Source organism: Idiomarina aminovorans, from assembly GCF_023155095.1.
Taxonomy (GTDB): domain Bacteria; phylum Pseudomonadota; class Gammaproteobacteria; order Enterobacterales; family Alteromonadaceae; genus Idiomarina; species Idiomarina aminovorans.
In genome coordinates this window covers 504,353-526,973 of sequence record NZ_JAKNDA010000001.1, presented here as the reverse complement: position 1 = coordinate 526,973, position 22,621 = coordinate 504,353, and the positions used below count along the sequence as shown (strand labels likewise).

The 22,621-nt window shown below is 48.9% G+C and carries 27 protein-coding genes; 2 read left to right on the top strand and 25 right to left on the bottom strand.

Features of this window, described 5'->3' with window-relative positions; all coding sequences use genetic code 11:
- Positions 1-9: 9 nt before the first annotated feature.
- Positions 10-1,044 (bottom strand): isoaspartyl peptidase/L-asparaginase family protein, encoded by a 1,035-nt coding sequence (locus tag L8G48_RS02675; protein WP_248263070.1) that lies wholly within the window; start codon positions 1,042-1,044, stop codon positions 10-12.
- A gap of 89 nt (positions 1,045-1,133) precedes the next feature.
- Between L8G48_RS02675 and L8G48_RS02670 the strand changes: the two genes are divergently transcribed.
- Both L8G48_RS02670 and L8G48_RS02665 read left to right on the top strand, forming a co-directional pair.
- On the top strand, positions 1,134-1,370 hold the full coding sequence (locus L8G48_RS02670) for a hypothetical protein (protein WP_248263069.1): 237 nt from the start codon (positions 1,134-1,136) through the stop codon (positions 1,368-1,370).
- Positions 1,371-1,629: 259 nt separating this feature from the next.
- Positions 1,630-2,040 carry a hypothetical protein gene (locus L8G48_RS02665; protein ID WP_248263068.1) on the top strand — a complete coding sequence of 137 codons (411 nt, stop codon included), beginning with the start codon at positions 1,630-1,632 and terminating at the stop codon, positions 2,038-2,040.
- Here the strand turns inward: L8G48_RS02665 and L8G48_RS02660 are convergent.
- The 24 genes from L8G48_RS02660 to L8G48_RS02545 form a co-directional block, all read right to left on the bottom strand.
- Positions 1,996-2,337 (bottom strand): hypothetical protein, encoded by a 342-nt coding sequence (locus tag L8G48_RS02660; RefSeq protein WP_248263067.1) that lies wholly within the window; start codon positions 2,335-2,337, stop codon positions 1,996-1,998. The two genes, L8G48_RS02665 and L8G48_RS02660, sit on opposite strands and share 45 nt — an antisense overlap.
- Before the next feature lie 3 nt (positions 2,338-2,340).
- On the bottom strand, positions 2,341-3,369 hold the full coding sequence (locus L8G48_RS02655) for a reverse transcriptase/maturase family protein (RefSeq protein WP_248263066.1): 1,029 nt from the start codon (positions 3,367-3,369) through the stop codon (positions 2,341-2,343).
- A 288-nt stretch (positions 3,370-3,657) separates the two neighbouring features.
- Positions 3,658-4,002 (bottom strand): diversity-generating retroelement protein Avd, encoded by a 345-nt coding sequence (gene avd / locus L8G48_RS02650; RefSeq protein ID WP_248263065.1) that lies wholly within the window; start codon positions 4,000-4,002, stop codon positions 3,658-3,660.
- Between the two features lie 64 nt (positions 4,003-4,066).
- A complete protein-coding gene (locus tag L8G48_RS02645) occupies positions 4,067-5,602 on the bottom strand; it encodes an SUMF1/EgtB/PvdO family nonheme iron enzyme (RefSeq protein WP_248263064.1) in 1,536 nt (511 codons plus the stop codon).
- The gene (locus L8G48_RS02640; RefSeq protein ID WP_248263063.1) at positions 5,599-10,410 is read right to left on the bottom strand and encodes a phage tail protein; all 4,812 of its coding nucleotides are present in this window, start codon (positions 10,408-10,410) and stop codon (positions 5,599-5,601) included. The genes L8G48_RS02645 and L8G48_RS02640 overlap by 4 nt, the downstream gene beginning before the upstream one ends.
- Entirely contained in the window at positions 10,410-10,811 is a 402-nt protein-coding gene (locus L8G48_RS02635) for a DUF6950 family protein (RefSeq protein WP_248263062.1), read from the bottom strand. Before L8G48_RS02635 ends, L8G48_RS02640 begins: the two co-directional genes overlap by 1 nt.
- On the bottom strand, positions 10,808-11,431 hold the full coding sequence (locus tag L8G48_RS02630; protein WP_248263061.1) for a hypothetical protein: 624 nt from the start codon (positions 11,429-11,431) through the stop codon (positions 10,808-10,810). The genes L8G48_RS02635 and L8G48_RS02630 overlap by 4 nt, the downstream gene beginning before the upstream one ends.
- A complete protein-coding gene (locus L8G48_RS02625) occupies positions 11,421-12,023 on the bottom strand; it encodes a hypothetical protein (RefSeq protein ID WP_248263060.1) in 603 nt (200 codons plus the stop codon). The genes L8G48_RS02630 and L8G48_RS02625 overlap by 11 nt, the downstream gene beginning before the upstream one ends.
- A 90-nt stretch (positions 12,024-12,113) precedes the next feature.
- Entirely contained in the window at positions 12,114-12,608 is a 495-nt protein-coding gene (locus tag L8G48_RS02620) for a hypothetical protein (RefSeq protein WP_248263059.1), read from the bottom strand.
- A complete protein-coding gene (locus L8G48_RS02615) occupies positions 12,572-13,057 on the bottom strand; it encodes a type II toxin-antitoxin system HicB family antitoxin (protein WP_248263058.1) in 486 nt (161 codons plus the stop codon). Before L8G48_RS02615 ends, L8G48_RS02620 begins: the two co-directional genes overlap by 37 nt.
- Complete coding sequence (locus L8G48_RS02610) at positions 13,054-13,311, bottom strand: type II toxin-antitoxin system HicA family toxin (RefSeq protein ID WP_248263057.1); 258 nt, start codon at positions 13,309-13,311, stop codon at positions 13,054-13,056. Before L8G48_RS02610 ends, L8G48_RS02615 begins: the two co-directional genes overlap by 4 nt.
- Before the next feature lie 106 nt (positions 13,312-13,417).
- Complete coding sequence (locus L8G48_RS02605; RefSeq protein WP_248263056.1) at positions 13,418-16,066, bottom strand: coiled-coil domain-containing protein; 2,649 nt, start codon at positions 16,064-16,066, stop codon at positions 13,418-13,420.
- 1 nt (position 16,067) lies between these two features.
- Complete coding sequence (locus tag L8G48_RS02600) at positions 16,068-16,355, bottom strand: hypothetical protein (protein WP_248263055.1); 288 nt, start codon at positions 16,353-16,355, stop codon at positions 16,068-16,070.
- Positions 16,356-16,426: 71 nt separating this feature from the next.
- A complete protein-coding gene (locus L8G48_RS02595) occupies positions 16,427-16,756 on the bottom strand; it encodes a hypothetical protein (RefSeq protein ID WP_248263054.1) in 330 nt (109 codons plus the stop codon).
- A gap of 11 nt (positions 16,757-16,767) precedes the next feature.
- Positions 16,768-17,694, bottom strand: a complete 927-nt coding sequence (locus L8G48_RS02590) for a hypothetical protein (protein ID WP_248263053.1) — start codon at positions 17,692-17,694, stop codon at positions 16,768-16,770.
- Positions 17,691-17,855 carry an HI1506-related protein gene (locus L8G48_RS02585; protein ID WP_248263052.1) on the bottom strand — a complete coding sequence of 55 codons (165 nt, stop codon included), beginning with the start codon at positions 17,853-17,855 and terminating at the stop codon, positions 17,691-17,693. The genes L8G48_RS02590 and L8G48_RS02585 overlap by 4 nt, the downstream gene beginning before the upstream one ends.
- On the bottom strand, positions 17,852-18,292 hold the full coding sequence (locus L8G48_RS02580) for a phage tail terminator protein (protein WP_248263051.1): 441 nt from the start codon (positions 18,290-18,292) through the stop codon (positions 17,852-17,854). Before L8G48_RS02580 ends, L8G48_RS02585 begins: the two co-directional genes overlap by 4 nt.
- On the bottom strand, positions 18,282-18,806 hold the full coding sequence (locus tag L8G48_RS02575) for a phage virion morphogenesis family protein (RefSeq protein ID WP_248263050.1): 525 nt from the start codon (positions 18,804-18,806) through the stop codon (positions 18,282-18,284). Before L8G48_RS02575 ends, L8G48_RS02580 begins: the two co-directional genes overlap by 11 nt.
- On the bottom strand, positions 18,807-19,220 hold the full coding sequence (locus L8G48_RS02570) for a gp436 family protein (RefSeq protein WP_248263049.1): 414 nt from the start codon (positions 19,218-19,220) through the stop codon (positions 18,807-18,809). It lies immediately after the preceding gene.
- Positions 19,220-19,501 carry a Rho termination factor N-terminal domain-containing protein gene (locus L8G48_RS02565; RefSeq protein WP_248263048.1) on the bottom strand — a complete coding sequence of 94 codons (282 nt, stop codon included), beginning with the start codon at positions 19,499-19,501 and terminating at the stop codon, positions 19,220-19,222. The genes L8G48_RS02570 and L8G48_RS02565 overlap by 1 nt, the downstream gene beginning before the upstream one ends.
- A gap of 32 nt (positions 19,502-19,533) precedes the next feature.
- Positions 19,534-20,454, bottom strand: coding sequence for a hypothetical protein (locus tag L8G48_RS02560; protein WP_248263047.1), 921 nt, complete (start codon positions 20,452-20,454; stop codon positions 19,534-19,536).
- A gap of 14 nt (positions 20,455-20,468) precedes the next feature.
- Positions 20,469-20,828, bottom strand: coding sequence for a capsid cement protein (locus L8G48_RS02555; RefSeq protein ID WP_248263046.1), 360 nt, complete (start codon positions 20,826-20,828; stop codon positions 20,469-20,471).
- Between the two features lie 6 nt (positions 20,829-20,834).
- On the bottom strand, positions 20,835-21,983 hold the full coding sequence (locus L8G48_RS02550; protein WP_248263045.1) for a phage protease: 1,149 nt from the start codon (positions 21,981-21,983) through the stop codon (positions 20,835-20,837).
- Between the two features lie 73 nt (positions 21,984-22,056).
- The gene (locus L8G48_RS02545) at positions 22,057-22,611 is read right to left on the bottom strand and encodes a hypothetical protein (RefSeq protein ID WP_248263044.1); all 555 of its coding nucleotides are present in this window, start codon (positions 22,609-22,611) and stop codon (positions 22,057-22,059) included.
- Between the last annotated feature and the right edge of the window lie 10 nt (positions 22,612-22,621).

The window sequence follows — 22,621 nt, the reverse complement described above, 5'->3', positions numbered from 1 at the left end:
ACTCCGAACTTATTCATCCTCGTTATAAATAGCAATTTCTGCTTTTCCCTGACCCTTAAAGTAGCCGCGGTACATGCCCTCGGTGTTAAATGGCATGGCGATATTGCCGTCTGCATCAATAATAATAACCCCCCCGGTACCACCCGCCTGCTCTAGCACACCGTGAATCACTTCATCGCCGGCTTCACTCACCGAGAGACCTTGGTGTTTTACCCGCGAGCAGATATCGGCAGCCACATGAAAACGAATAAAGTATTCGCCATGCCCGGTTGCCGAAACGGCGCAACTCTCATTGTCGGCCCAGGTGCCGGCACCAATAATGGGGGAATCACCTATTCTACCATAACGTTTGGCTGTCATGCCGCCGGTTGATGTACCCGCGCTTAATAAACCATTCTTATCAACCGCTACAGCACCGACAGTGCCATATTTGTAATCCAAGTCGAGATATTCCCAGGCCTGCTGCTCCGCTTGTTCACTTTTATTAATGGTTTCTTTCGCTTTTTGCAGCTGCTGATAACGGTGCTCGGTATTAAAGTAACTGTTATCCAATTGCTCCAGCCCCTGCTGGCGGGAGAACTGCTCGGCGCCTTCACCACTTAGCATCACATGCACAGATTCTTCCATCACTTTGCGGGCTAATTCAATTGGGCTTTTTACCGTTTTCACGCCAGCCACAGCGCCGGCATTCTGGTTTAAACCTTCCATTAATGACGCATCCAGCTCATGTTCACCGTTCCAGGTATACACCGCGCCTTTGCCGGAGTTAAACAGCGGTGATGCTTCCATTACCTGAATAGCGGCAATAACGGCAGTGGTGCTGTCGCCGCCTTCTTTCAAAACCTTACGTCCGGCTTCCAAAGCTTCTGTTAGCTTATCTTTATAAGCCTGCTCTTGTTCGGCGGTTAAGTTCGCGCGAGTAATAGTGCCCGCACCACCATGAATAGCCATCGCGTAGTCGCCATTGTGATCATCAGCATGCGCTGGCGTTATCGATCCAAACGCAGCAGCGGTAAGTAACACAGATAAATAGAGTTTTTTCATCTCGACCTCGGTTTTATTGTTATAGGCTAGACTGTTAGTCATAACATAGTCGCAGGAAAGCAACGAACTGACAATGAGGAGATATTCAGATGCCGACTTATCACGTTGAATACACGCACTTAGGCGATAAGCAGCAAATAACGCTGGAAGTGAATGGTGACACGCTCGATAGCGAACAAAAGTTCAGAGATGCGCTAGCACGCCGTTTGGCCGAGCGCATACTGCCTCACGCAGAGCTCACCTTTCGCCACGAGGATAACCGCACTCTAGAGCAAAAGCTGGACAAAGCTTACGATTTACATTTGAATAAGATTGATAGGGAGTGAGTGGCTGAATTCATCTCCGTGCTCGTGCTATAGTTTTCCTTTTCCGCTGAGCAGTTAGGCTTATGGCACAAAACGAACAAGAAACCTTTTACTGGCACGATAAAACACCAATCTTCCTATAGCTTTTTAAATAAAAGAAACTATCCGCTAATTGGGATTTAAATAGCACTTGTATAGCACACGAGTTCTGCAAGGAACCTGGGGGGCTACTCCGTTATCACGGGGTAGAACCCAAACAGTAATCAAGGAAAGGGTTAAGATGAAATTTAAAAAGATAATCGCAAGTACGTTTCTATTAGCACTACTATCCGGTTGTTCAGTAAACGGGCACGATGCAGGGGAAAATAACCTGAAACCAAGCCACGCATCTTACATACCAACTGAAGTCGTAGTAGGTTCAGAATCAGCGAAAAGTTATTTTTTATTTGAAATAAAAAGCGATGTTTTGCCAGACAAGAAGTTTGTCATTTACTCGGATGACTTCAGAAAAAAGAAGTCATTTAGCTTGTGTCCTGAGACTCCAAAATATAACTGCGAAAGTTATATTCAGGTTCTTGAACGTTCTAATGTAGCCCGCCGCGCATTTTGCAACGCCGCGCCGAAAAAATTGAAACAAAAGACCGCGCTAAGACGGCCAATGTTCATCCTTTGTATAGTTGATATCAAGTAGTTCAGGGTTGCTTAGCAGGGTGTTACATGCGGCTCTGTGGGCCTCAATGCACTGTCGGCACGACTCGGTTTCTTCCGTTGAGTAAACGCCCAGAGCGGCGTTGATTTGTCCTACCTCGTTCCAGTTTCTGGCTATCCGTCGCGAGCACTCTTTGCGCACCTTTTCTTTAACGGCCTTTAAATCGTGGTTACGCTGGTTGTTAACGGCCTCTATCTGCTCCGCATCCATGCCGAGTTGCTGCATGTAAGTGATGCTGAAGTCGCTGTGTGTTTGTCCTTTATATATATAAGTGTACATGGGTTAACCCTCTCGTTTGAATGTAACAGAGCCTAATATTTTGTTTCTAATGCGGTATGAATGGGCGTATTGTGCGTGCCCTATCCAGCTGACAATGCGTCTCTTTATATAGTCGTGGTCGATGTCTCCGGCGGAATATAAACGCGCCATTTTCTTCATCTTTTTATTCATTCTTTTAACGGAGTCTTTGCGTATTCGCTTGTGTGTTGGCCGTGTTCTATAACCGAGAAAGTCGAGCGCTCGACCATTATTTCTACTGACCGGGAATATCTGCGTTTTATTATTTAAGCGGAGTTTTAAAACGTCATTTAAAAACTCAGTAATAGTATTTAAAACCGCTTTTAAATAGTTTTTATCGTGGTGAATAATGACAAAGTCATCCATATAACGAATATAACGATGGATGCGCAATTTGTGCTTCACCATTGCATCCAGTTCGTGCAGGTAAACGTTCGCCCATAGTTGGCTGGTAAGGTTGCCGATTGGCAGTCCGTCCGGCCATGACGACATGATATTTTTGCATAGGTTGAGCGTTGGTTCGCACGCTATTTTCCGGCTTAATATGCTGGCTAATACCCGCTGGTTGATGGAGGAGAAATACTTGCTAACGTCAGCTTTAAGGCAATAGGCAGTGCCGTGCTGGCGCTGTACTTCTCTAAGCCATTGCTGTGCCTGGGTGTTGCCTTTGTGCATCCCTCTACCGGGTCGGCAGGCGTAACTGTGGTGGATGAATCGCTTTTCCCAAATCGGCTCTATCACGCTGATAAGTGCGTGCTGGGTTACGCGGTCGCGAAATGGTAATGCGGCCACCAGTCGGTGCTTGGGTTCGTGCACATAGAATTTGCGGTACTGCCCGGTGGTATAGGTTTCATCAATAAGGCGCTCCTGAAGTCGAATCAGGTTGCCCTCGAGGTCGCGCTCAAAGCGTAACACTTCGGTGCGCTCGCGCTTGCCGAGTCGGGCTTTTAAGTATGCGTTATGCAGGTTTTCGAGTTGGTAAATTCTCGGGTAAAGGTTGTTGCACGTCTTCACTTCAAATCCTTTTGAATGTTTGGGGCGACAGCCGAAAGCGGTCGTGGTGGCTACTAGCCTACGACTGTCTGTATATGTTTCACCGTTGAGGTGAGGACTAAGCGCCCTTTTAATAGATGCGCTGTCAGTGCCGCCTTGGTCGCACTGCTTCGGGCAGTCATTAAGAGCGGGGCGAAACCCGATATTGCTGTTCGTGTTCGAACGCTCGTTGTTCAAGTTGCGAGCGGCGAGGCCGGCATTGGAGCTATTGTTCCAGTTGCCGCCACGATACGGGAGCCGTTGTAGCACTTAGCCCTTTTCCTTTTTAAGCCAGCTTCCGATGAAGCGGCCAATCTCTGCCAAATGATGACTCCAGACCTCGTATTTCTTGAATGGAAGATGCCCGAGATCTTTGGCTAGTCGTACTAATCGGCGGGTTAATTCAAGCTCTGCATCGGCGTCCTGTAGTGTGGTTTTCTTGTGGTATCGCTTAGATACAACAATCATTAACCGCAGTAGTCGAAACATGCTCTGGCGTATCTCTGCGCTTAATACGTGACGCTCGGATTTCGGGAAGTGCGCAAGCGCTTTATACCCGTATTTTGTCATCTCTTCGATGCGTTGAATGACGATTAAATCTTGTTGTACGTGCATTTTAAAACCACTTAAAAGTAATGCTGCGCTCTCGCGCAGCTAACAGGAAACCAAGTGCAAGAACTCATGCGACAAAAGCGGGGCGAAACCCGAGAAGGCCGCTCGTGCGCGAACGCTCGTTGTTCACGGCGCGAGCGGCGAGGCCGGCATTGGAGCCAAGGTGCCAGTAGCCGCCACGATACGGGAGCCGCTCGCCTCCCGTTCGTGCGTATAGACGGCCTTGCGGGGTGATACCGGCAGTTGAGAAAAGCAAGCGTTGCAGTAGCTGCGATTCGCTGTAGCCGGACTCTTTTGCTAGTGCTCCCCAGTCCGTGCTTATAGCGTCTTCATTGGATACGCCTGGGCTGTTTTTGAGTGTCAGTGTCCCGCTCTCGTTAGATAGATAGTGCCCCTGCGGTGCCCAGTTTATTTCGTCCTCCTCAAAGTTGTTATCGATGGTGCAGTAAACGCGGCCATCAACCAGTTTTAGCTGGTCACTCCACTCCCAAATATTGCCGGTTAAATCGGCTATGCCAAAGGGTGAGTTGTCGTGCCGCCATGCGTCAGGGCCAGAGCCGGTTAATATGCGGACAGAGCCTGACGTATCGCCCGCGATGCCGCCATCCTGTCGGCGGCCAAATTCATGGGTTGCATCGTGCGCTCTGCCGTAGTTGGTGTTGCCGCGTGGCTCGAACCCGTTGGCCATGCACCAAAGTGCAATGGCTGCCCATTCGTGCTCTGACATTAAATGCCAGCCGGCACCGTTTGCCTGGCACCACGATTTGGCTGTGTCGAAGTTAACCGATGTGCGTGGGTCAAGTCCTGGTAAAGAAACGACCTGACCATCGTGGTAATGCGCCTGAAATGCGCCGATAAACACTTCAGATTTCTCCACGCCGTTAACCATAAATGCGGTCGCGACACCAGTGCCGAACGGGTCGCCAGCAAAACCTAAGTCTTCATAGCGAAACTTGTAGATAGGTACCATGACGGACGGGTCGCCGTTGGCGTTGTAGATAACCGTGTTCTTGCCTTGCGTCGACAGCTCAACCTGTTTTCGCAATGCGTCCGGAATAAAGGTTAGTCCGCCCGGGATTGATATGGATTTCATCACGTTGCCGGACGTGCCCAGGCGCTTGTTCAGCTCGGTTGTGTCCGGCACATTCTGAGCCTCAGAGCCGACATCCCGGGTTGCTGCACCTTGTAGGTAACCTTTATTGACCGCGTCATCGTTGGCGTTGGGTGTGTTGGTTTTTAAGCGACCACCCTCGTCGCGCTTGGCTATCGAGTCCGCTGTTGGGTTGACTGATTGACTGCCAAATAAAAGCTCTGACGCTTCGATTAACTGCTTAGCTTGCTCGCTCAGGGCAAGTATTGCGCCCGGGTGCAAAACGCCTTTAGCGACCTTGCCTGCGCCGGAGCCTGCCTCCCAGTTTTCAATGGTTTCGATGGTGTCGACGCCGCTGTCGGTTGTGAACGTGCGCTTAACCTCCAGTAGCTGCCCTTCGATATAAAGCGAGGCGCCAGGCTTTAGGCCGGCAATGTCATCGCCGGCCTGAACTGAAATAAGCGGATTGCCGTTAGTAACGGTAACGCTACTTGCTCTCCATAGGATACTCATGCTTCCTCCGTTATGAGCGATAAACGCTGATTTGTATTAATATAAATTGGCGTGCTGTGAATGACTTCAAGCCGATAGGTTCGGCTGCTGGTCGTTTGCAAATTATCGGTGTAAGTAAAAGAGCCACTTAAATTCCAGGTTTCAATTTTTTCCGGACCCTCTTCAAAGCAGTTGTAGCTACCCGAGACGCTCTCGGTTGCAACTAAGATGTCGCCACCAGCTGTTTCTCTATAAAGCTTAAGGGTTCCTGTTGGGTTTGCTGGTGCTGGATATGGGCAGTTGCCGCTTACCAATCCGGTGCTTGAGGCGACACTGATAGAGCATTTAATCTCAATTATTCCGCCGTTCGAGCCGAACGGCCCGACGGTAACGTCGGCGGTGCCTAGCTGTGTCGACTGAACCGCATTCTTAAGGGTGCCGGCAGTGATTGAACCGCCGAAGTATGAATCGCCTTCATCACTGAAATAACCAATCGCATTAGCCTTTGTCAGGCCATCAAATTTAACCAGCTTATTCGCTTCGTCGTAAGTGTAGCTATTTCGCGGGCCTTTCCATTCAAGTAGATTGTTAGGTCCAAAAGGCGTAGCTGTCTGAATGCTCATATAGCCATTACCAACAAGCTGTATTTGCCCGGATTTAATGACTGGCGAGTTCAGTTCAGTACCGGCAATTAGTACCTCACCGGCGACGCTTCCCGTGGCTAACAATGAGCCATTGACTAAAAGTGTCGGTTGGACCCAGCTGGCTCCGTCGTATTGTCGTGCCTGGGAGCCTTGTCCATTCGTTAGGGTTTGAGTGAATACATCCAAAGGCACTGGGGCGCGGCCAACTAGCGCTGTAAAACGGCTATTGGCTGTTGAGGTTGTCCAGCTGATGGTGTCGTAACTTTGGCCATACATTCCCGCACCCGGGGTGCCGGCTTCTCCATCAAGGCCCCGAATATCCTCTTCGCTGGTTACCGTAAAACCGTCAGCTAGTACCAACCGGCCACGGAAGTAAGCAGTATCCTCATCAGTATCGTAATGGAGTATCAGTTCCCCGGTCGTATCTTCCCATTGATAAACGTCACCACGAAAGCTGACGGCATTCGTTGAGCCGCCAAAAGTGACACCGGTTAAAACAGCTCGGCCATTTTGTACCTGTTCAACACCTAGGAACGCGCGGGCTTCAAACTGCTGCAACTGTTCATTGTACTGAGTGTTTAATGATAACTGTGCCTGGGCAAAGTTTTCGGATGAGCCCACACGGGATGATAGTATCTGAAGCGCCCGGGCATACCCATTAATGTCGGTTTCGGCTTGTGATATACGAGAGGACTGTGCCTCTATTTGCTCACCCGCCTGCTGGGTGAAGCTGTTCAGTTGGTCAATGCTTTTGGCTAAAGACCCTTCTTCGGAAACATCAATTTGAAGCTGGTTTAGAGCTAAAGCGAAGCGAGCATCTTTATCGAGCTCTCCGAGCCGGACAAGCCCTCCGTCTAGCGTGTTCTTCAGCTCTTCAATAGCTGTCTCGTCAGCTATCTCTCTGGCCATCGAAATACCGAAAGCCTGCGTCCTAATCGTTCCGTCCGGGTCGAAAGTCTGCTCAAGGTTGGTAAGTTTTTGGTCGATGACATTGTCTCGCTCGTCAAGCTCTTCGTTTAAGCTGCTTACAAACGATGTAAATGTGCCTTCTGCGCCATCTAAAAATATTGCCGCCTCATTAGCTTTATTGATAACGCCGTTTTCATCTACAGACTGATATACGGCTTTTATACTGGCGTAACTTTCTAGCCCATCCAGCACGCTTTCAACGTTCGAGCGGGTGACGGCGCTTTCTTCATAAGTCGTGACCGTGACGCGGTCTTGAATTTGCCCTTCAAGCGCTGATATTTGAGAGTTAGCTTCAGTGACTTGCGCCTGGATGTTTGTTAAGTCCTGAAGTGCTGCGTCCGACTTTCCTATATTCAGTGATGACAGTTCAAATTCATCGGCGGTCGTCTGACCGAGCGTAATACGCAGGCCTTTTATGTTGCCCTGGTAGCTTTCAAGTGCGGTGAAGTCGACAATGCGAACAACGTCAGTATCGAGCTGCTCAACCGGCTCAATAATACCCTGGTAGGTTTGTGTCGTATCGTCGGTGAATGTCACCACGATATTACCAAGCCAGCCATCTCCCGCCGTGCGCCGAACTTTAAGTCGTACAACAGGATATTCAGAGCCGTTGTAGTTCAGCGACTGGTTCTCGATGTCACCCGTAGTCAGGCTTACTTTGTTATTGCCTGGGGTGATGGTGCCGATAACAGCACCCCACCCCTGAGCGCTGTCGAAAAAATTAAACGCGTGAGCGGGCTCAAGCGCTGCAATCGAATTCGACACAATGGCGGTTGCTTTTTGCTCAATTAGGCCTGGTACCAGCAAAATTTCTGAGTTTAGGTTTTCAACCTGCTCTTCAGCGTAGCTAATACGCTCGACTGCTGTTTGGACTTTGCCTTCGACGCCGTCTATATTCTGTTGAGCCTGAGTAAAACGCTCATCAGTATAAGCAAACGCGCGGCTGGTGATTTCTCCGGTCTCAGCGTTAACCTCAATAGCAGCATCAATTAACTCCATTGAGTAGTCGACACGGCGGCGCATTTCGTCACGTGATGCGGCGGACTGTAAAATACCGGACAGAATAGCGGCATCGGATTCTTCCCGCGCAAACAGCTCCGAGCTAAATCGCACCTGCATCTCCTGCGCGTTGGCGTTAACCAGCTGCTGTAAATCGGCATAGTCTTCTTCCACAAAGCGCTGAAAGTCGGTTTCAACCTCACTTAAACGACTGGTGTACTGGTCAATAATCGGATCGACCTGCGACGTGTCTTTTGTTGTCGTAACCGTTTCATTAACCCAGGCAGAATTACCCAGTACGTTAACCGTGCGGGCGTAGACCTCATGCTCTGTTTCCGGAGTCAGTCCAGGGATCACAACACTCGCGCCACGGCCAATGATGTTGTCCGGCTCACCGTAAGCAAATTCGAACATCGTGCCCAGGCCAATGCCCGCAAGTTCAGGTGCCAGAGTGATTTCCCAGTTGCCGGCAGTGGCACCCAAGCTGGTTGGTGGTGACGGTTCATTAAGAGTCAGCGATATACTGGCCGGTACCGACGTGCGGTCATAACGGTTGCGGGCATACACTTCAATGCTGTACTGACCCGCATCCAGTCCGTTAATGTCCTGCTTAAGCTGTACGCCGCTGCGGGCAATCACCGGGTATTCAATAATATCGTCGCCGTCTTTGCGCACGAGAACGCGGTATTCAGTCACCGCCCTAGGTGTCGGGTGCGACCAGGTAACGTAGCCTTGCCTGTGGGTTGATATTGGGTCGAGAGTAAACGACAAAGATTCCGGTAGCTCCGGGCGCGTTAAATCGGGTAGATCAGTATTGGGGGTTACGTTGCCTTCAGATGGAACCAGACTATCACTGTATAGCTCGGGGGATTCTTCCTCGAGAATAAGCTTTGTCTTTTTCGCCTTAAAATCAAACTGCCAGTCTGAAACAATAAACTCTTTATCAATTCCCTCATTAGGCAAATCAACACGCACTGTTGTGCCGGCAAGAGCTAATAACCCTTTCGACTTACACGGAAATTCCAGACGCATACCCGCCCTATTCCGTTCCAAATGGTATTTCATCAACCTTTGCGCCCTCGTTGATGAATTGGTGAAGTTCAGCTGCAGTTCGTCTTCCAGTTCCATCCCATCACGGTCGACATAAATATTATTTGTCACTACAGGAGCATCTGTTGGTTGATACCCCTTTTTAGGATCCTGAAATGACGCCCGTACGGTGTTAGTCCGGTCTTTTAATTCACGGTGAGGCGTTATTGTTATTTCACCTGCAGCATCAGTATCTGTTAGCGTTATTTCAGCCATTCCATGATAGCTTGCAGTTTGTAGGTACATTTTTCCGCCACGACGATAAGGCTGGCCACCACATGAACTCATTAACCGCTCAAGCACACGAGACGGTGATTGATCGAATGTCCATGAACCGTTGCAGGTAAAACGTTTCTCGGTTTGCTCTTCTCCATCAGCGTCTGTATAGCTCACCAACTCATCACAGATATTCGCCTGCTCCATGATATGAGCAAGGTCAAACTTATTGAGTCCAAGAGTTTTGTACCCATGGAATCGCTGGTAGTCCAACGCACAGAGTATTGAGTTATCCGACCATTCCCACGTCGCATCGTCGCTTGCTCTATGAGATCCACTACCACCAACAGTGGTGTCTTTACGAGGATCGTAAACACGCTTACCTTTAGCCTTGAACGTAATATTTTGCAGACCAGACGGCATTTCTTCAGGGTCAATCGGAATTGTTACGACGGCATAAGAGACTCCGAAACCGATATGGTCTTCGGTCCATCCATCAGCATACTGAAGAAGTGTTGAACTGGCAGCAGTTTGATCACCGAGGAACACTTCAGTCGTTGTTCCTGAAGGCTTTGGTTTACCATTAACTTCATAAAGCTCAGCAGATTCTATATTGTGGCCAGCCAGCGTAACAGCAACAACGTGAGCTTCCTTATCTCCCATTTTTCGCTTGCCATACCCGACAATAGAGCCCGATAGGACAGTTTCTCCGTAAATTCCTCGACGGGGCTGTAAAGGTTCAGTTGTCAGCGTTTGTGCTTCCCGGGCAGATTCATCTACTCCAGGCATATCCGGATTTAACGAATTCTGAAGCGCGACAGTTCCTATCGCAACAGCAATACCGACAACTACGGAGCTTGCCGCAACACCAGCAGCGACTCCAACCGCGACTGCAGCAATAGCCGGGGGCATTAGCTAAGACTCCATGATTGAATTACCGATTCAAACGGCATTCCCTGTAGTCCTTTTTCAGTTAATGCCCAAGGCTTCTGATAAAAAACACCGGCGACTTGCTCGCCTTCAGATTCGACAATAACGATGGCGCCACGAGTAATAAAACCATCCGGCCGTCCTAATCGCTGTTTCAACAGCTCAGTAAGAGAGTTAGCTCCGAACTTTTTCATTATCCGGTGAGCACCAATAGCTGTTTTGTAACGGCCACGGACATCTTCAGCCACATCTTGACCGCCCATAGCTATGATCGCGTTAGCCGCAAACAAGCAGCAATCATTTTCACCCCACTTAAATGGCGTCTTACGGGTCTTTAAAAGGAAGTTGGCCAATTCAGTCGGCCAGTCATTTGTTCGTTTCATCGCTGCTGCATGCTCCTCCTTTGACGAGTTGAGTCACCACCGCCACCAGGAGAGCCCACGTATTGACCGGGGCTATCGCTCTCAATGCCCTTAGCCAGCCTTTCTACCTGATTAAAAAACTTATCTCCTGGATGTTTCGCTTGCTGAGCTTCATCGGTCATTCGTGCGTTTTGAACAGGGCTGCTCCAACGCTCGTACCAGTCGGTGAGCTTTAAAGTGATAACGAATGGCTTTCCTTTCTTGACGGAAACTGCGCCTATGTCACCATCGAATAGCAAAGCCCCTTCGGTAACTCTCCTGTTTTCATCGAGCCCAACAAGGTGGAGTCTGGCGGTACCATTAGTGGGGTCTTCCTGAACCGTATCGGCAAAAAGCGTAACGTCATGTACGACTAAGGAGACGTCGAAGCCACGACTACTACGTCCTCCACTTTCTTTAAAAGAGCCAATTTTTGCCAGCTCTCCGACACCTTTATAAACCTGCCCCAGATAAGTACGGTCACCAACCCCTGTATGCGCCCGAACCCATCCGGAAGGAAACTGAAGTTCCCCGAAAACCAGTAAGCGTTTGGGGTCATAACCTGAAAGCATTTGCTGAATGGACGCATCATTAAACCTCACTAAGCGCCTCCACAAATTCTACCTGGACGTTTCTAACTCCTGCTTTAGTGCCAGACCAATCAGGGATTTGATTTGGGTTTGAGAGCCGAAATAAACCTTTAGGCTCATCACTTATGAGAGGGTCACCATCTACGGGGATAGTTTTGATTTCGGGCTGGAATGTCAGTACCGCTCTACCTGTGCCGTCACTTAAGACATCTTCGGTAAGTTCATGCAGTCGGTTGTTTAGCTGGAACCGATCTCCTCGTTTAGCAACAACCTGGGATACAGCGAAGTTCCTGACGTTCAGAGTAACGCCGTATTCATCCATGCCATCAACGACAGGAACACCATTCCAGCTACCTTCATTACTGTGTGCAGTATCGTGAATGAATAACGTACCAACATGGCCACGCAAGCTGGTAAGAACAGCGCGCAACTCACGGGCTTCAGCTTTTGTCAGAAATGAAAATCCGAGACGGGCCTGCCACATGTCGCCAGGCTCTTCCCAAATTTCTTCTACCTGATTGTATGGCGAACGGATAAGACGAGTCGCCGGCTGAATTTTAAAACCGGAGCGCGTTCTTGGTATTTCTGGGAAGTTTGCGGGCATTCAGCCATTCCGTAGTTAAACGACAATGGCCAGATTGTGGGGACTTTAAGACTGGGTGACTACCCGTGTTTTGTTCCACGGGTGGCAACGCTACATATCGATACCGTAAGGTATACGTAATCCTGCTAACGGTGTATTCGACAAAAGGTTTTTCAAAGAATTCGTTGCCGAGGCCTGAGCAACCGGTCTGAATTGCGACTCGTGCTCTTCAAAAAAGTTGTTCATTTCATCATTTGACGCATCAGCAAACTCTTTGGGAACATTATAAACATGGTCAAACCCAACTCGAGCTTCAAACACTTTATTGAGATCAGAAAAATCTTCGTCAGAGCTCTCATCTAACTCACCTAGTAATCCTCTTACTCGAGCTTCCCATTCGACCACTAAGACACAGCTTTCGCCTTTTACCATGAAATTAAACTTTCCCATGTTCAGGCCGAGGTCGAGACTCATAGATGCATTATCTTCTTGAGACTCAATTATTTCTCTGTCATATTCAAATGCAGAGCTATTGACAAACATGTAAACATGCTTGAATCCAGACAGTTTTAGTGGACTTTTAATTCTGGCTTGCTTCTTTTCCATCCCGCTCCACCTTGTTCGTAGTTTCCTTTGGGCTCAATAACTTTGTTTTCTGTCTGAGTCCGTGTTTCTTTATCAAAGTGATAGTGATGATTAAACACTTGGTTTTTATGAACACCATCATGTTTCACGTAGTCCGAGCAGGCTCGGATAACATAATCATTTATACTGATGTCTTTTGCGCGAGCTTTGATTGCAACTTCCCTATGCAAATCTTTTCCGAGTCGAACATTTAAGGTACCAGAGAATGGTTTGTCAGGATCTTTCCCTACTTCGTTGCAGAACTCTAAATAGTCATCAACGGCTTTATGAAAATTCTCACGCAATTCAGGAAAGGTCTCGCCAAAGTATACGATTTTGTCGCGCACATGAAGTACACTACCAGCCAAGCACTCGTCTTCCACAGAAGTTTCTGCAGTGCCGTAGTAGCCTTTATATTCGAGCAAGCTCATTGTGAAATTTCCTTGATTCCGAGTTCTTCCAGAAGGTTAACAACTTGGTTTATGAAATACTTTTTACAGTCTTTCTTCGGGTGAGGATCAGCTAAGATAATCACCACATCATATTCTGGGTGATATGCTTTGCCGTGGTTTCCCCCACCGTAAACCTTAAAACCAACAGACTCTAAGACCGAAACGACGTCCTTAAATTTCATCGTTTTGGGGCGCTCGAGTAGCTTATCGAGCTTTTTCTGTTTAGCTGACATTAGTATTTACCATACAATCCAAGTTTGCAACTAAAAAGTAGTACCACGCTAAGCGTGAGATGTATTTATTACGTTACACGGTTGTTGGAAATACCACAAGATTGCTTTATCCCGACGCCTTCAACCTCTGGTAAAGCGGCCCCCCATTACTGAAGTCGTCGTAGAGGTCTTGTTTAAACTTTTCGTTTGCCCGTTCCATTGCCTCTTCTACTTCAGTTCCAACGCCCGCCTCGGCGTTGCGCGCATCAACCTGAACATGCTGAACGATTTGAACGGGACGAGAAGAGCTACCACCCTGACCACCATTCGACTGAGCGCGTTGCTGTTTCATCGCACCAATCATAAACTCGAAATTCTCACGCTGCGCCGGGTTCATAACCATTTCGCCACGCTTGAGCATCCATGTGCCCTCATTGGCTGCCGGTACTCGGCCGATGCCATCGTGAGCCATGCCAGTTATACTCAGACCTTTCGCCGTAGAAGCGGCCGCTGTCATTCCCGATATTGCGCCGGCAGAGTTCCCGCCCATAGTTGCCAAGCTGGCCATTGTCGCAGCTGGAGTGTAAGCAGCGGTTAAAGCTGCTGCAGTCGACACTCCCGCAGCTGTATTGGCCGCAGCCGTGGATGCGGCAGTTGATTGCTCGATTCCTGCAAGAATAAGCTTCTTAACGCCAATCTCAACAAGTCCGGAAATAACAGTTTGCAGAACACTTTTGGCCAAGTTCTGCATTAGGTCACCAAAGTCTTTGGCTTCCAAAACTGATGTGGCCACCGCATCGCCCATTCCTGCAGCAAAACGATCAAATGTCTCTGACCACATGGCATCGATTTGCGATGACATCTCACCGTTAATACGCGCCATTTCTCCCGCATGGCGTTGCTGCTCCAGCTCAATCATTTGGTTGATCCGCATGCGTTTTTCGACTTCCGATTCGTCACGGAAACCGCCCTGGCCGTCACTAACTTGCAAAGTAGACATGAGGCTTGGGTCTTGCTGTGCTGCAGCCAGATTATTCATATTGTTGGCGTGTTGATTTACAGCAGCCATGCCCGGCGTTAGCTGTTGAGTTAGAGAGCCAAGGGAGTTCTTCATGTTTTGGCGCTCGCGCTCTAATTCGAGATCCTTTTCCTTCTTTTGAATCAGCTTGTCACGAACAGCTATCAGGTCTTCAAGGTTCTTCATCTCTTCGCTGTCTAACGACACGCCAAGCTTACGAGCCATGCTCAATCGCTCGTAGGCAGCCTCGCCTTCCTGCAGCTTATAAATCTGGTCGGTTAGTGAAAGTGTGACTTTTCCGTATTCCTCAGCCTGCGCCTTGATAGCTTTGTTGAGGTTGTCTAGTGAATCAGAGGATTTTTTGGATGGCTTTTCTAGATCTTTAAGTTTCTCTTTTAACTCCGTGACTCGTGCATTTAGCTCATCAATACTGGATTGTGAGTGGGTAGCCGCGTCACCAATGTTTTCTAAACCCCCAGGCTCCAAACCTATGTATTGTTCAAAACCCGCTCTCTCTCCATCATTCTCAGCAAGAGTTTTCTGGGTGTAATTTAGTCGCTTTGCAGCTTCTATTTCATCTTCGATCTCAGCTATACGTCCTTTTATCTTGATTCGAGCACTCTCACGCTGAGCATTTGTCATATTCTCGAAGCTTTCAGTTAGCCCATCAATCTGCTCTTTAAGAGATTTTGTTGGTTCTGTTGCATTATCTGCTTCTGAAGCAAAATCATAAATCGCCATAGCAGCCAATGCTGCTATACCAACTGGTCCACCCAACATTGCCATGCCTCGTGAGGCAAAACGTGCTGCTGTTCCAACAGCGCGCAACCGAGTAGCTGTTGTGGCCGCGATGCCATTCATTGAGGCGTAACGTGCTGTCACCTGCTGCTGGTAAGCCATGTGCATAATGAATGCCTGGCTGGCAGTTCCGATTGAGCCAGCCATACGTGCAGCAAAAACCGCAGCTATGGCTTTACCAACGTCAATTATTTGCTCGCCGTTCTCGTCCACAAACTCAGTCAATCCGGCCAACGCTTCGGTTGCAACATTAACTCCGGAAGCAATAGCCTCACCCATGCCGCCTTTTTCTAACGTCCGGACTGATCCAATCCATTGGTTATTGAACTTAGCCAATGCGTCGTTAACACCGCCCAACTGGTTCTCTATGTAACCACCAAACTCATTCTGACCGAGCGCTGTCATGTATTGCTCTATGGCCTGAGCACTATCTTCAACAAGCTGAGTGGTACCACGGAAGCGAATAGCAATTTTATCGCCTTCCTTTTGCGCCTTAATGCCGAATTCGTTTAGTCGCTCAAACTGCCCCATGGTCGCATCGGCAACAGCTTCTACGAACTGTTCCAAGCTCTTACCTGTGGCACCGGCTGTATTCATGTAACTTAGGATCGCATCCTCCGACGGATTCAAACCTACGTTACGCAGCTGAACAAACGCTCGTGTGACCTCCTGGACGTTTGCACCAATATCCGAAGCGAACTTATTGAGCTGGTCAAACTTACGACTGCCGGCTTCCATTCCTCCCATGGCGACACTGAGCTGAGAATTTAAGCGTTCGACTTCTTTCGTGGTTTCGAATATCGCACGAGCAGTAGTGGCGGCACCATAGGCACCAGCTAATGTACTGGCAACGTTAACGGCCGTGCTTTTGAATTTATCTAATTCAGAGCGCCCTTCACGAGTCGCTTTTTTAAGGCCTCGGTTATTACCAGTAAATAAAACGGACAGTCGCATCGGCATGCTATTTCTCCAGGCGGCTATTGAGCTCTCGGGTTACACACTTGGTCAAATACCGAAGGTGCTTGTATTGCTCTGGGGTATACTCTCGTGCTGACATTTGTGCATCAGCTTGAATGGACGCGATATCGATACCGGTACAAACGCCCTGTACATATTCAAACTGGTCATCAATCGCTAAAAACCATTGAAGTACAGGCCAGTTCTCTTCGATGACAAAGCAGTCCTCGTCGGCTGAGTTTGCCTTTAGATAGTTCTCGATATCTTCATCAGTCGCGCCAAAAGCTCGCATTTCTGCTCTCAGCTCCCGGCGCTCCTGTTCATTGACGGTGGGACCATGCGCCCAATAATGGGCCACCGCTTCTAGTTTTTTGCCGCGGTGTACCCGAACATCAGTTCATTATAGGTGCGCAGAAATGCGGTTCGTACAAAGGTGTATTCGCACATTTCGACCAGCGCTGCCTCAGAAAACGGAACGTCATTACCGCTTTCATCCTCAACACCATCCCAGCCAATAACCACGTCTTTCAGCAGCTCTAAGTCATCAGAGCGTTTTTCAGTGCGTTCCCGATAATCTTCATGTTTCATCACCTGAAACTTAGCTGTGAATTCCTGCGGCTTCTTATGACCTGGCACAGATACCGAAACCGTTGCGTCTGACTTAATGGGTGCTTTTGCTAATTTAAATGCCACTGACTTACTCCTTATTTACTCTCGATGACAGGATCATCAATAAAACGAAACGGTACACTCAGAGTTAATTTACCCTCACGGTCGCCGTAGGTTGGTTTGCCCAGCTGGATAGCAACGGACGTGATAGAGACAATGTTGCCGGCTGTCAGACCGTGGGTGATTGAAACCGGCAGCTGCGCATTGGCTGTTGCAATAGAGAATGGGTCAAACTCGCTTAATGCTGGCGCTTCAATCACAAACGTACCGTCGGGCTTCCAGTCGGTAATATCGATTTCTTCATCGATAGTATTCTCTGAATAGCTGACCTCGTTGTTTTCCTCATACTCGAACTCAAACATCGGGTATTCGGTACCATCGAGCATGAACGTGGTGTTCTCATGGCCAACTTTCAGCGGAGTCTGAAAGCCTGAGAAATCAGGAGAGGAAGGCATACCTGTCTCGACCACGCCACCATACAAACCCGTAATTTCAAACGTAAAGGTCGGCAGTTCACCAACTTTTAACGATGCACCACTGGTTGCCCGAGCTCCCAGAAGCTTGTGAAGTGAGCCATCGTTGTAGTAGTAGAAGGTGGCATCCGGCTCTGAGTTATCATTAATACGGGTATAAGTGACTTCGGTTGTACCGACCGTTGCAGTGCGTCCCGCACATTGCAGTACAGCCTGATACTTAACCGGCGTGATAGCATCACCTGAGCCTGCAGCTTCAACGCTTCCACTGAGCTTTACGTGGATGCCAGACATGATCATCGGTTTACTGCCCGACTTACCATCGTCCAGCTCACGCTCTATTTCTTCACCCTCTAATGGCGTGATTTCAAGCCCGGTGGTTTGGATTGCCTGACCTGAGCCACCCAAATCAATGAGGTCGGTACCGTAAGGATTGGTTCCGTCATTCGCCAAGCCTACAATCAGCTTTTTCTTCGTTCTGCGGCTCATTTGTCACCACCTTTTTCTTCTTTGATGTGCTCTACCGACAAACGCTCGTCGGCTTCAATTTGCGCAAGCCTGGCAGCGGATAGCTGCTTGAATTCGTTCTTACCTTTTTTGAAATCAATGCCTGCGCGCCGGCATTTAACTTCAGCGGTCACAATGATCATGATTGCCCCTCGTACATTGTTTCGGTGATGTACTCTTCCATCCAGAAGACACCCCCTCGTTTAAATTCCAGTAAGTTGCCCTCAACCAGAGTGATAGGCTCGTAATTGTCATCCGGGGTCCAACCCATAAGGGCACCGCGTATCTGCTGCTTCATAAACTCCAGTCGTTTCGTAACGCCCTTACCCATTCGGTCATTCACTGCCCGGCACACGATAAGTACGCCGAAGCGCGGCCGCATAAGTTGGCTGAAACGCCCGGTCGTGCGCTCGTTAGGCTCAGCACCATCGGATACAGGCACTACAAAGGCAGCGTCTTTCTTAACCGTATTGGCATCGACAATGGTCTGCGGGTCTATGACCTGGTCAACGCCGCTGAACAATGCTTTACCTTCAAACTGTATCGCCTCAAGACGCTGTTCAATTTGTTCAAGTAGCATTGCCTTGTGCTCCTAATTCGCGCATATATTGACCGAATACCCGGACAATTTTGCGTTGTTGTGGTCGTTCAATACCAAGGAAAGGACGTGCCTCGATGTTCATTTTTCGTTTATGACTCTTAACGGTCTGGTAAACGCCGGTACTGAGCTTTCGACCGAATGCCTGGTTGATAAGCCGTGTATGCGTTGGCACCGTAACCGCTTTATCAACACCCTCTTGCTGCGCGGGACCGTAATCAACATTGGTACCCACTTCGGTGCTATCGCTGGTTGCGCGAAACGTCAGGCTTCCCTGTAGTCTTCGCGTATCACGCAAAGGCTGACCACCACGCAGAACCGGTGCCCAGGCATTACCTCGCGGGGACTTGCCCCGCCGAAATCCCATATCGAAGTCGGCTTTTAATGCCGCACCCACGCGACGGAAAAACGCTTTACGCTGATTGCTGCCAAGCCGGTCGAGAGCCTGCCGTATTCGCAATAGCTCTTTCTCGTTAAACTTGGTCTGAACCTTCATTTAAAAATCATCCAGAGAGCTGCGCGTAAAGGTACGATTACCGGCATTGCTCGAGGTCGTTGCGTAGAAGACTTCCTCCTGGTTATCGATACCGAGTGACACATCACCCTTCACGACTTTCTTAAGCCAGGCGACAGCATCTTCGTACCGCTTGCGGACTTCCTCACTGACAGCATCGTCCCAAAGGCGGAAACGGGTAATATCGCAGCAGATGGTTTTTAAATAAGGATTCGGGTCTGTCAGAGGCAGCGCGTAAACAGAGCCAAGATAGGTATTCATTTCAGCGGATGCATCACTTAATGCAGAATCCACTTTCTCCTGGTCGAATTCTTCAGCAGTATCAGAAGGAGCCAGTTGCTCCAGCTCCTCCTGACCAAACCGAGTGACCATGTCAGTCGCTTGTGCATAACCCATTACTGGTCTGCCTCAAGCTTTTCGAGTGCTTCGACCAAGTCAGCTTTTTTCATACCATCGGCACCTTCAATGCCTTTGGCAGTCGCAATGGTCTTAAGCTCATCGACTTTCAGGTCATTTAACGTGCGCTGCTTTTGCTCCTGCTCTTTAACAGCTCCGGCAGCGCGTAACTGTTCAGCAACCTCTGCCGACACACTGACAGGCTCATCAGTGACAGGTACCAACTTGCCGTTAATGCGTGCCGGCATGGCCAGCACGATATTCTCTTTAGTTTCACTCATAGCGTTCTCCAGTTAGGGTGAATGAGCGGCGCTTAAAGCACCGCGTTGAAGTAGTAGCCCGCTTCTTTAGCGACCAGTACTTCTTTCACCGATTCACCAACTCGAACACGTACACCGCCGCGTAAGCCGATATCACCATCTTCACGCGTGGCCGCAACGCGCTCACCGTGCTCTGCGGTCAGTGAAAACGTCACATCGTCACGCAACCCTGCAATTGGGTTGATGTACAGTAACGAAGCACCGCCTGACCATAAGCGTGAAAGGCTCATGTCCTGACCCTTGTTGGCCGTGTTGTAACGGCTGGCTCCAACCATGATGTTCTCAATTTCGAACAGCTGACGGATGAACTCCCAGGGGACCATGCCAACGTCACCGGTTGAGCCGTTAAAGGCTTTAACCAGGCTTGCGTTACGACGCATAGCGGTGGCTTCCTGTTGCCCTAATATAAGGCTGTTAGGACGTACCAGCGGCGTATCCAGTGCATCACTGATTTGTTCAATCAGGTTTGAGCCTGCGTCATTCCACTTGTCGGTACCGCTTAGGGTTTCCGTGTGGTTGTAGTTGCCAGCGCTCATGACCATGTCAGCCACACGCTTTTCACGGCTTAGAGCCAAGAGCTCAGACAACTTCATGGTTGCGCGACCCTGAGGGTCAATCGCCGGGTTATTGCGCGCTTCTTCGATGTCAGCGTTAGGAATTGGATCTTCCAAGCCCCAGTCAACGACTGAGTCAGTACGTTCAGTAGCGCCGAACTCAACTTCGTTTGGACGCGACTTACGGCCGACCAGCGTGTTAGGAATAGTGAACGTGTCCTTTGCCTCGAACTCAGTCCACTTAAAGTTGTTAGCGCCAACAGGTGTGCGTGGCGACACCTGGTCAGCAATGAATTGCGCATTCTTATAGCCCAGCGCAATTGCCGTTAGATTGGGCTGTTGTACAAATGGTGTGCTCATGACTTAGCTACCCCTTAACCTTTCTGAATTTCGATGCTGATGATGTCACCAGCGGCGTTAGCAGCCGTTAAAGCACGACCGATAGTTGAGTCGGTGCCTGCAGCTGAAGCAACACCACGTCCCTGGGCATCAACGGTTACCCGCGCGTTCTTAGTAAGAGCAGCACCCGCTTCAACTTCAACGATGCCTGTGAACGTCACATCAATGCGCTGACCGGCTTCGATGTTCTGTGGCTCTTCGCTAACACCAATCAATGGATCTGCAACATCCGTTGCAAGAGCGACTTCGTTATCGCCGGCGGCCAGTTTTACAACTCGATTTTTAGGGATGGCCGTGGCGGCGATAAACTGCTTGATCAAACCTGAGTTTTTCATCTGCGTTTACTCCGCGTCTTTAGATAAATGGTTAACCGCCTCGGCAATAGAGACATTGCGGCCGGCCTTACGTTGTTGCTCCTGATACTCGACTGCTTTTGCAGCTAAGCTCTGAGCCGTTTGTGGTTCATCACCACCATTTTCGTCGCCTGAATGCTCGTTGAAATCAACGACAGGCTTACGTTCTTCCAGGGACTTCAAATACTCCGACTGGGCATCCAGACCTTTTTGGTCATCAGCTTCGCCAAAGTCGACAGTCTGGTCGCCCAAGCGCTCAGCAAAGGCAAGAACCTTTTCACGCTCTGCCGGAGTGACCTTTCCGTCTTTCACCAACGCATCCACCTTGGCTGTTAACGCTTCTTTGCGGCGTTTACTTTCAGCTTCAGTAAATGAGGTAACCTTCGATTTCAAAGAGTCGTTTTCATCAGCAAGCTTTTGCTTGTCCGACTCCAACTGAGTGTTCTGGCTCTCGAGGTCGTTGACCTTGGCCAGTGCTTCATCAAGTTTCATATCGTGCTCCGGGTCAGTTTCGCTTTCGCTAAAATCAGTCACCGGAGAGTCGTCTGCCTTGCGGCGCTCTTCCGCTGACGTTCGTAAATCATCAATGAGGTAATCCGGGAGGGTTTTGTCGGCTTCGTCTTTGCTGAATTTGTCGATGATGAACTCACGCATGGCTTTAAATACCTGCGCGATAGTCGACATATCCATAGCGGTGCGCCAGTCTTCTTCAAACTCGACCACACCCTCTTCCTCTTCCGAGAAGTCAACTGCGGCAAGTCCTTTAATAGCCGGCGGCTGGGCACCGAGAAAGCCCACATGGCGTAGGTACAAGTTACCCGGGCTTGGGTTATTCGGTGCATCTGGTAAGTAAAAGCTGGCGCTGACCTTTTTGAATGCGCCTTTCTTAACCATTTCGGCAAAGTCTTCGTTTACCTGGTCAGGAATAGCGTCAAGGTTCCCCTCGGCAAACTCCATAGACTTAACCCAGCCGTAAGCCGGACCATTATCTTTAGGATGACCAATAACAATTGGTGCTTCATGAACGGATGGGCTGTAAGACTCAGCAGAGCCCTGTAGCTTATCTTCGGAGAAGTCCAGGGTCGCACCATTAGAGCTCGTATGCGTCCCGGTTTTAAAAATATTAATTCGTTTCATACACGGCAATCCTCTATGACTGCCGTGATTGTCAACCTATGGGGATTAGGTGACTACCCGTGTTTTATTCCGCCTAATAAAGAAGTGAAGTCAAATAAAGACTTAATGCCCAAACACCTATAATTAGAGGGATTAGAACATCAAATATCGCATACACCACATATCGGGTGACGACTATTTTCGGGACACTACTTTCAACCTCGTTATACCTTGCAGTAAATTTTTTTATCGGCTGATAAAGGTGAGTTTGAGATTGTCCTCGTTTATTTATATTGGTGATATCTTCAATAGCGGGCTTTAGCTGTTCAATTATCAAAAAAGGCTTTAGCCCATCGCGTTGGTTGAAGTATTCAACATGCCTAACTACCCAATAAACAAAATAGTACAGCACTAAAGGACCAAGGTAGAACACTGCGGTTTCTTTAGTGAGTGCCTCCTTAAACCTTATAAAAAATAGCGTTGTTATGGATACGTTGGAATCAAATAGGACGATTACTAGAACTGACCATGCCAGCAACTTCATCTTCAACGCGTCAACAGCACCAGAAGTAAATGGGAGATTTGTCCACTGAGTCAGCTTTTCCTCTTCGTGACTCACTGGTTTATTACTATCATCACTAAATCCCATAATAAAAGTC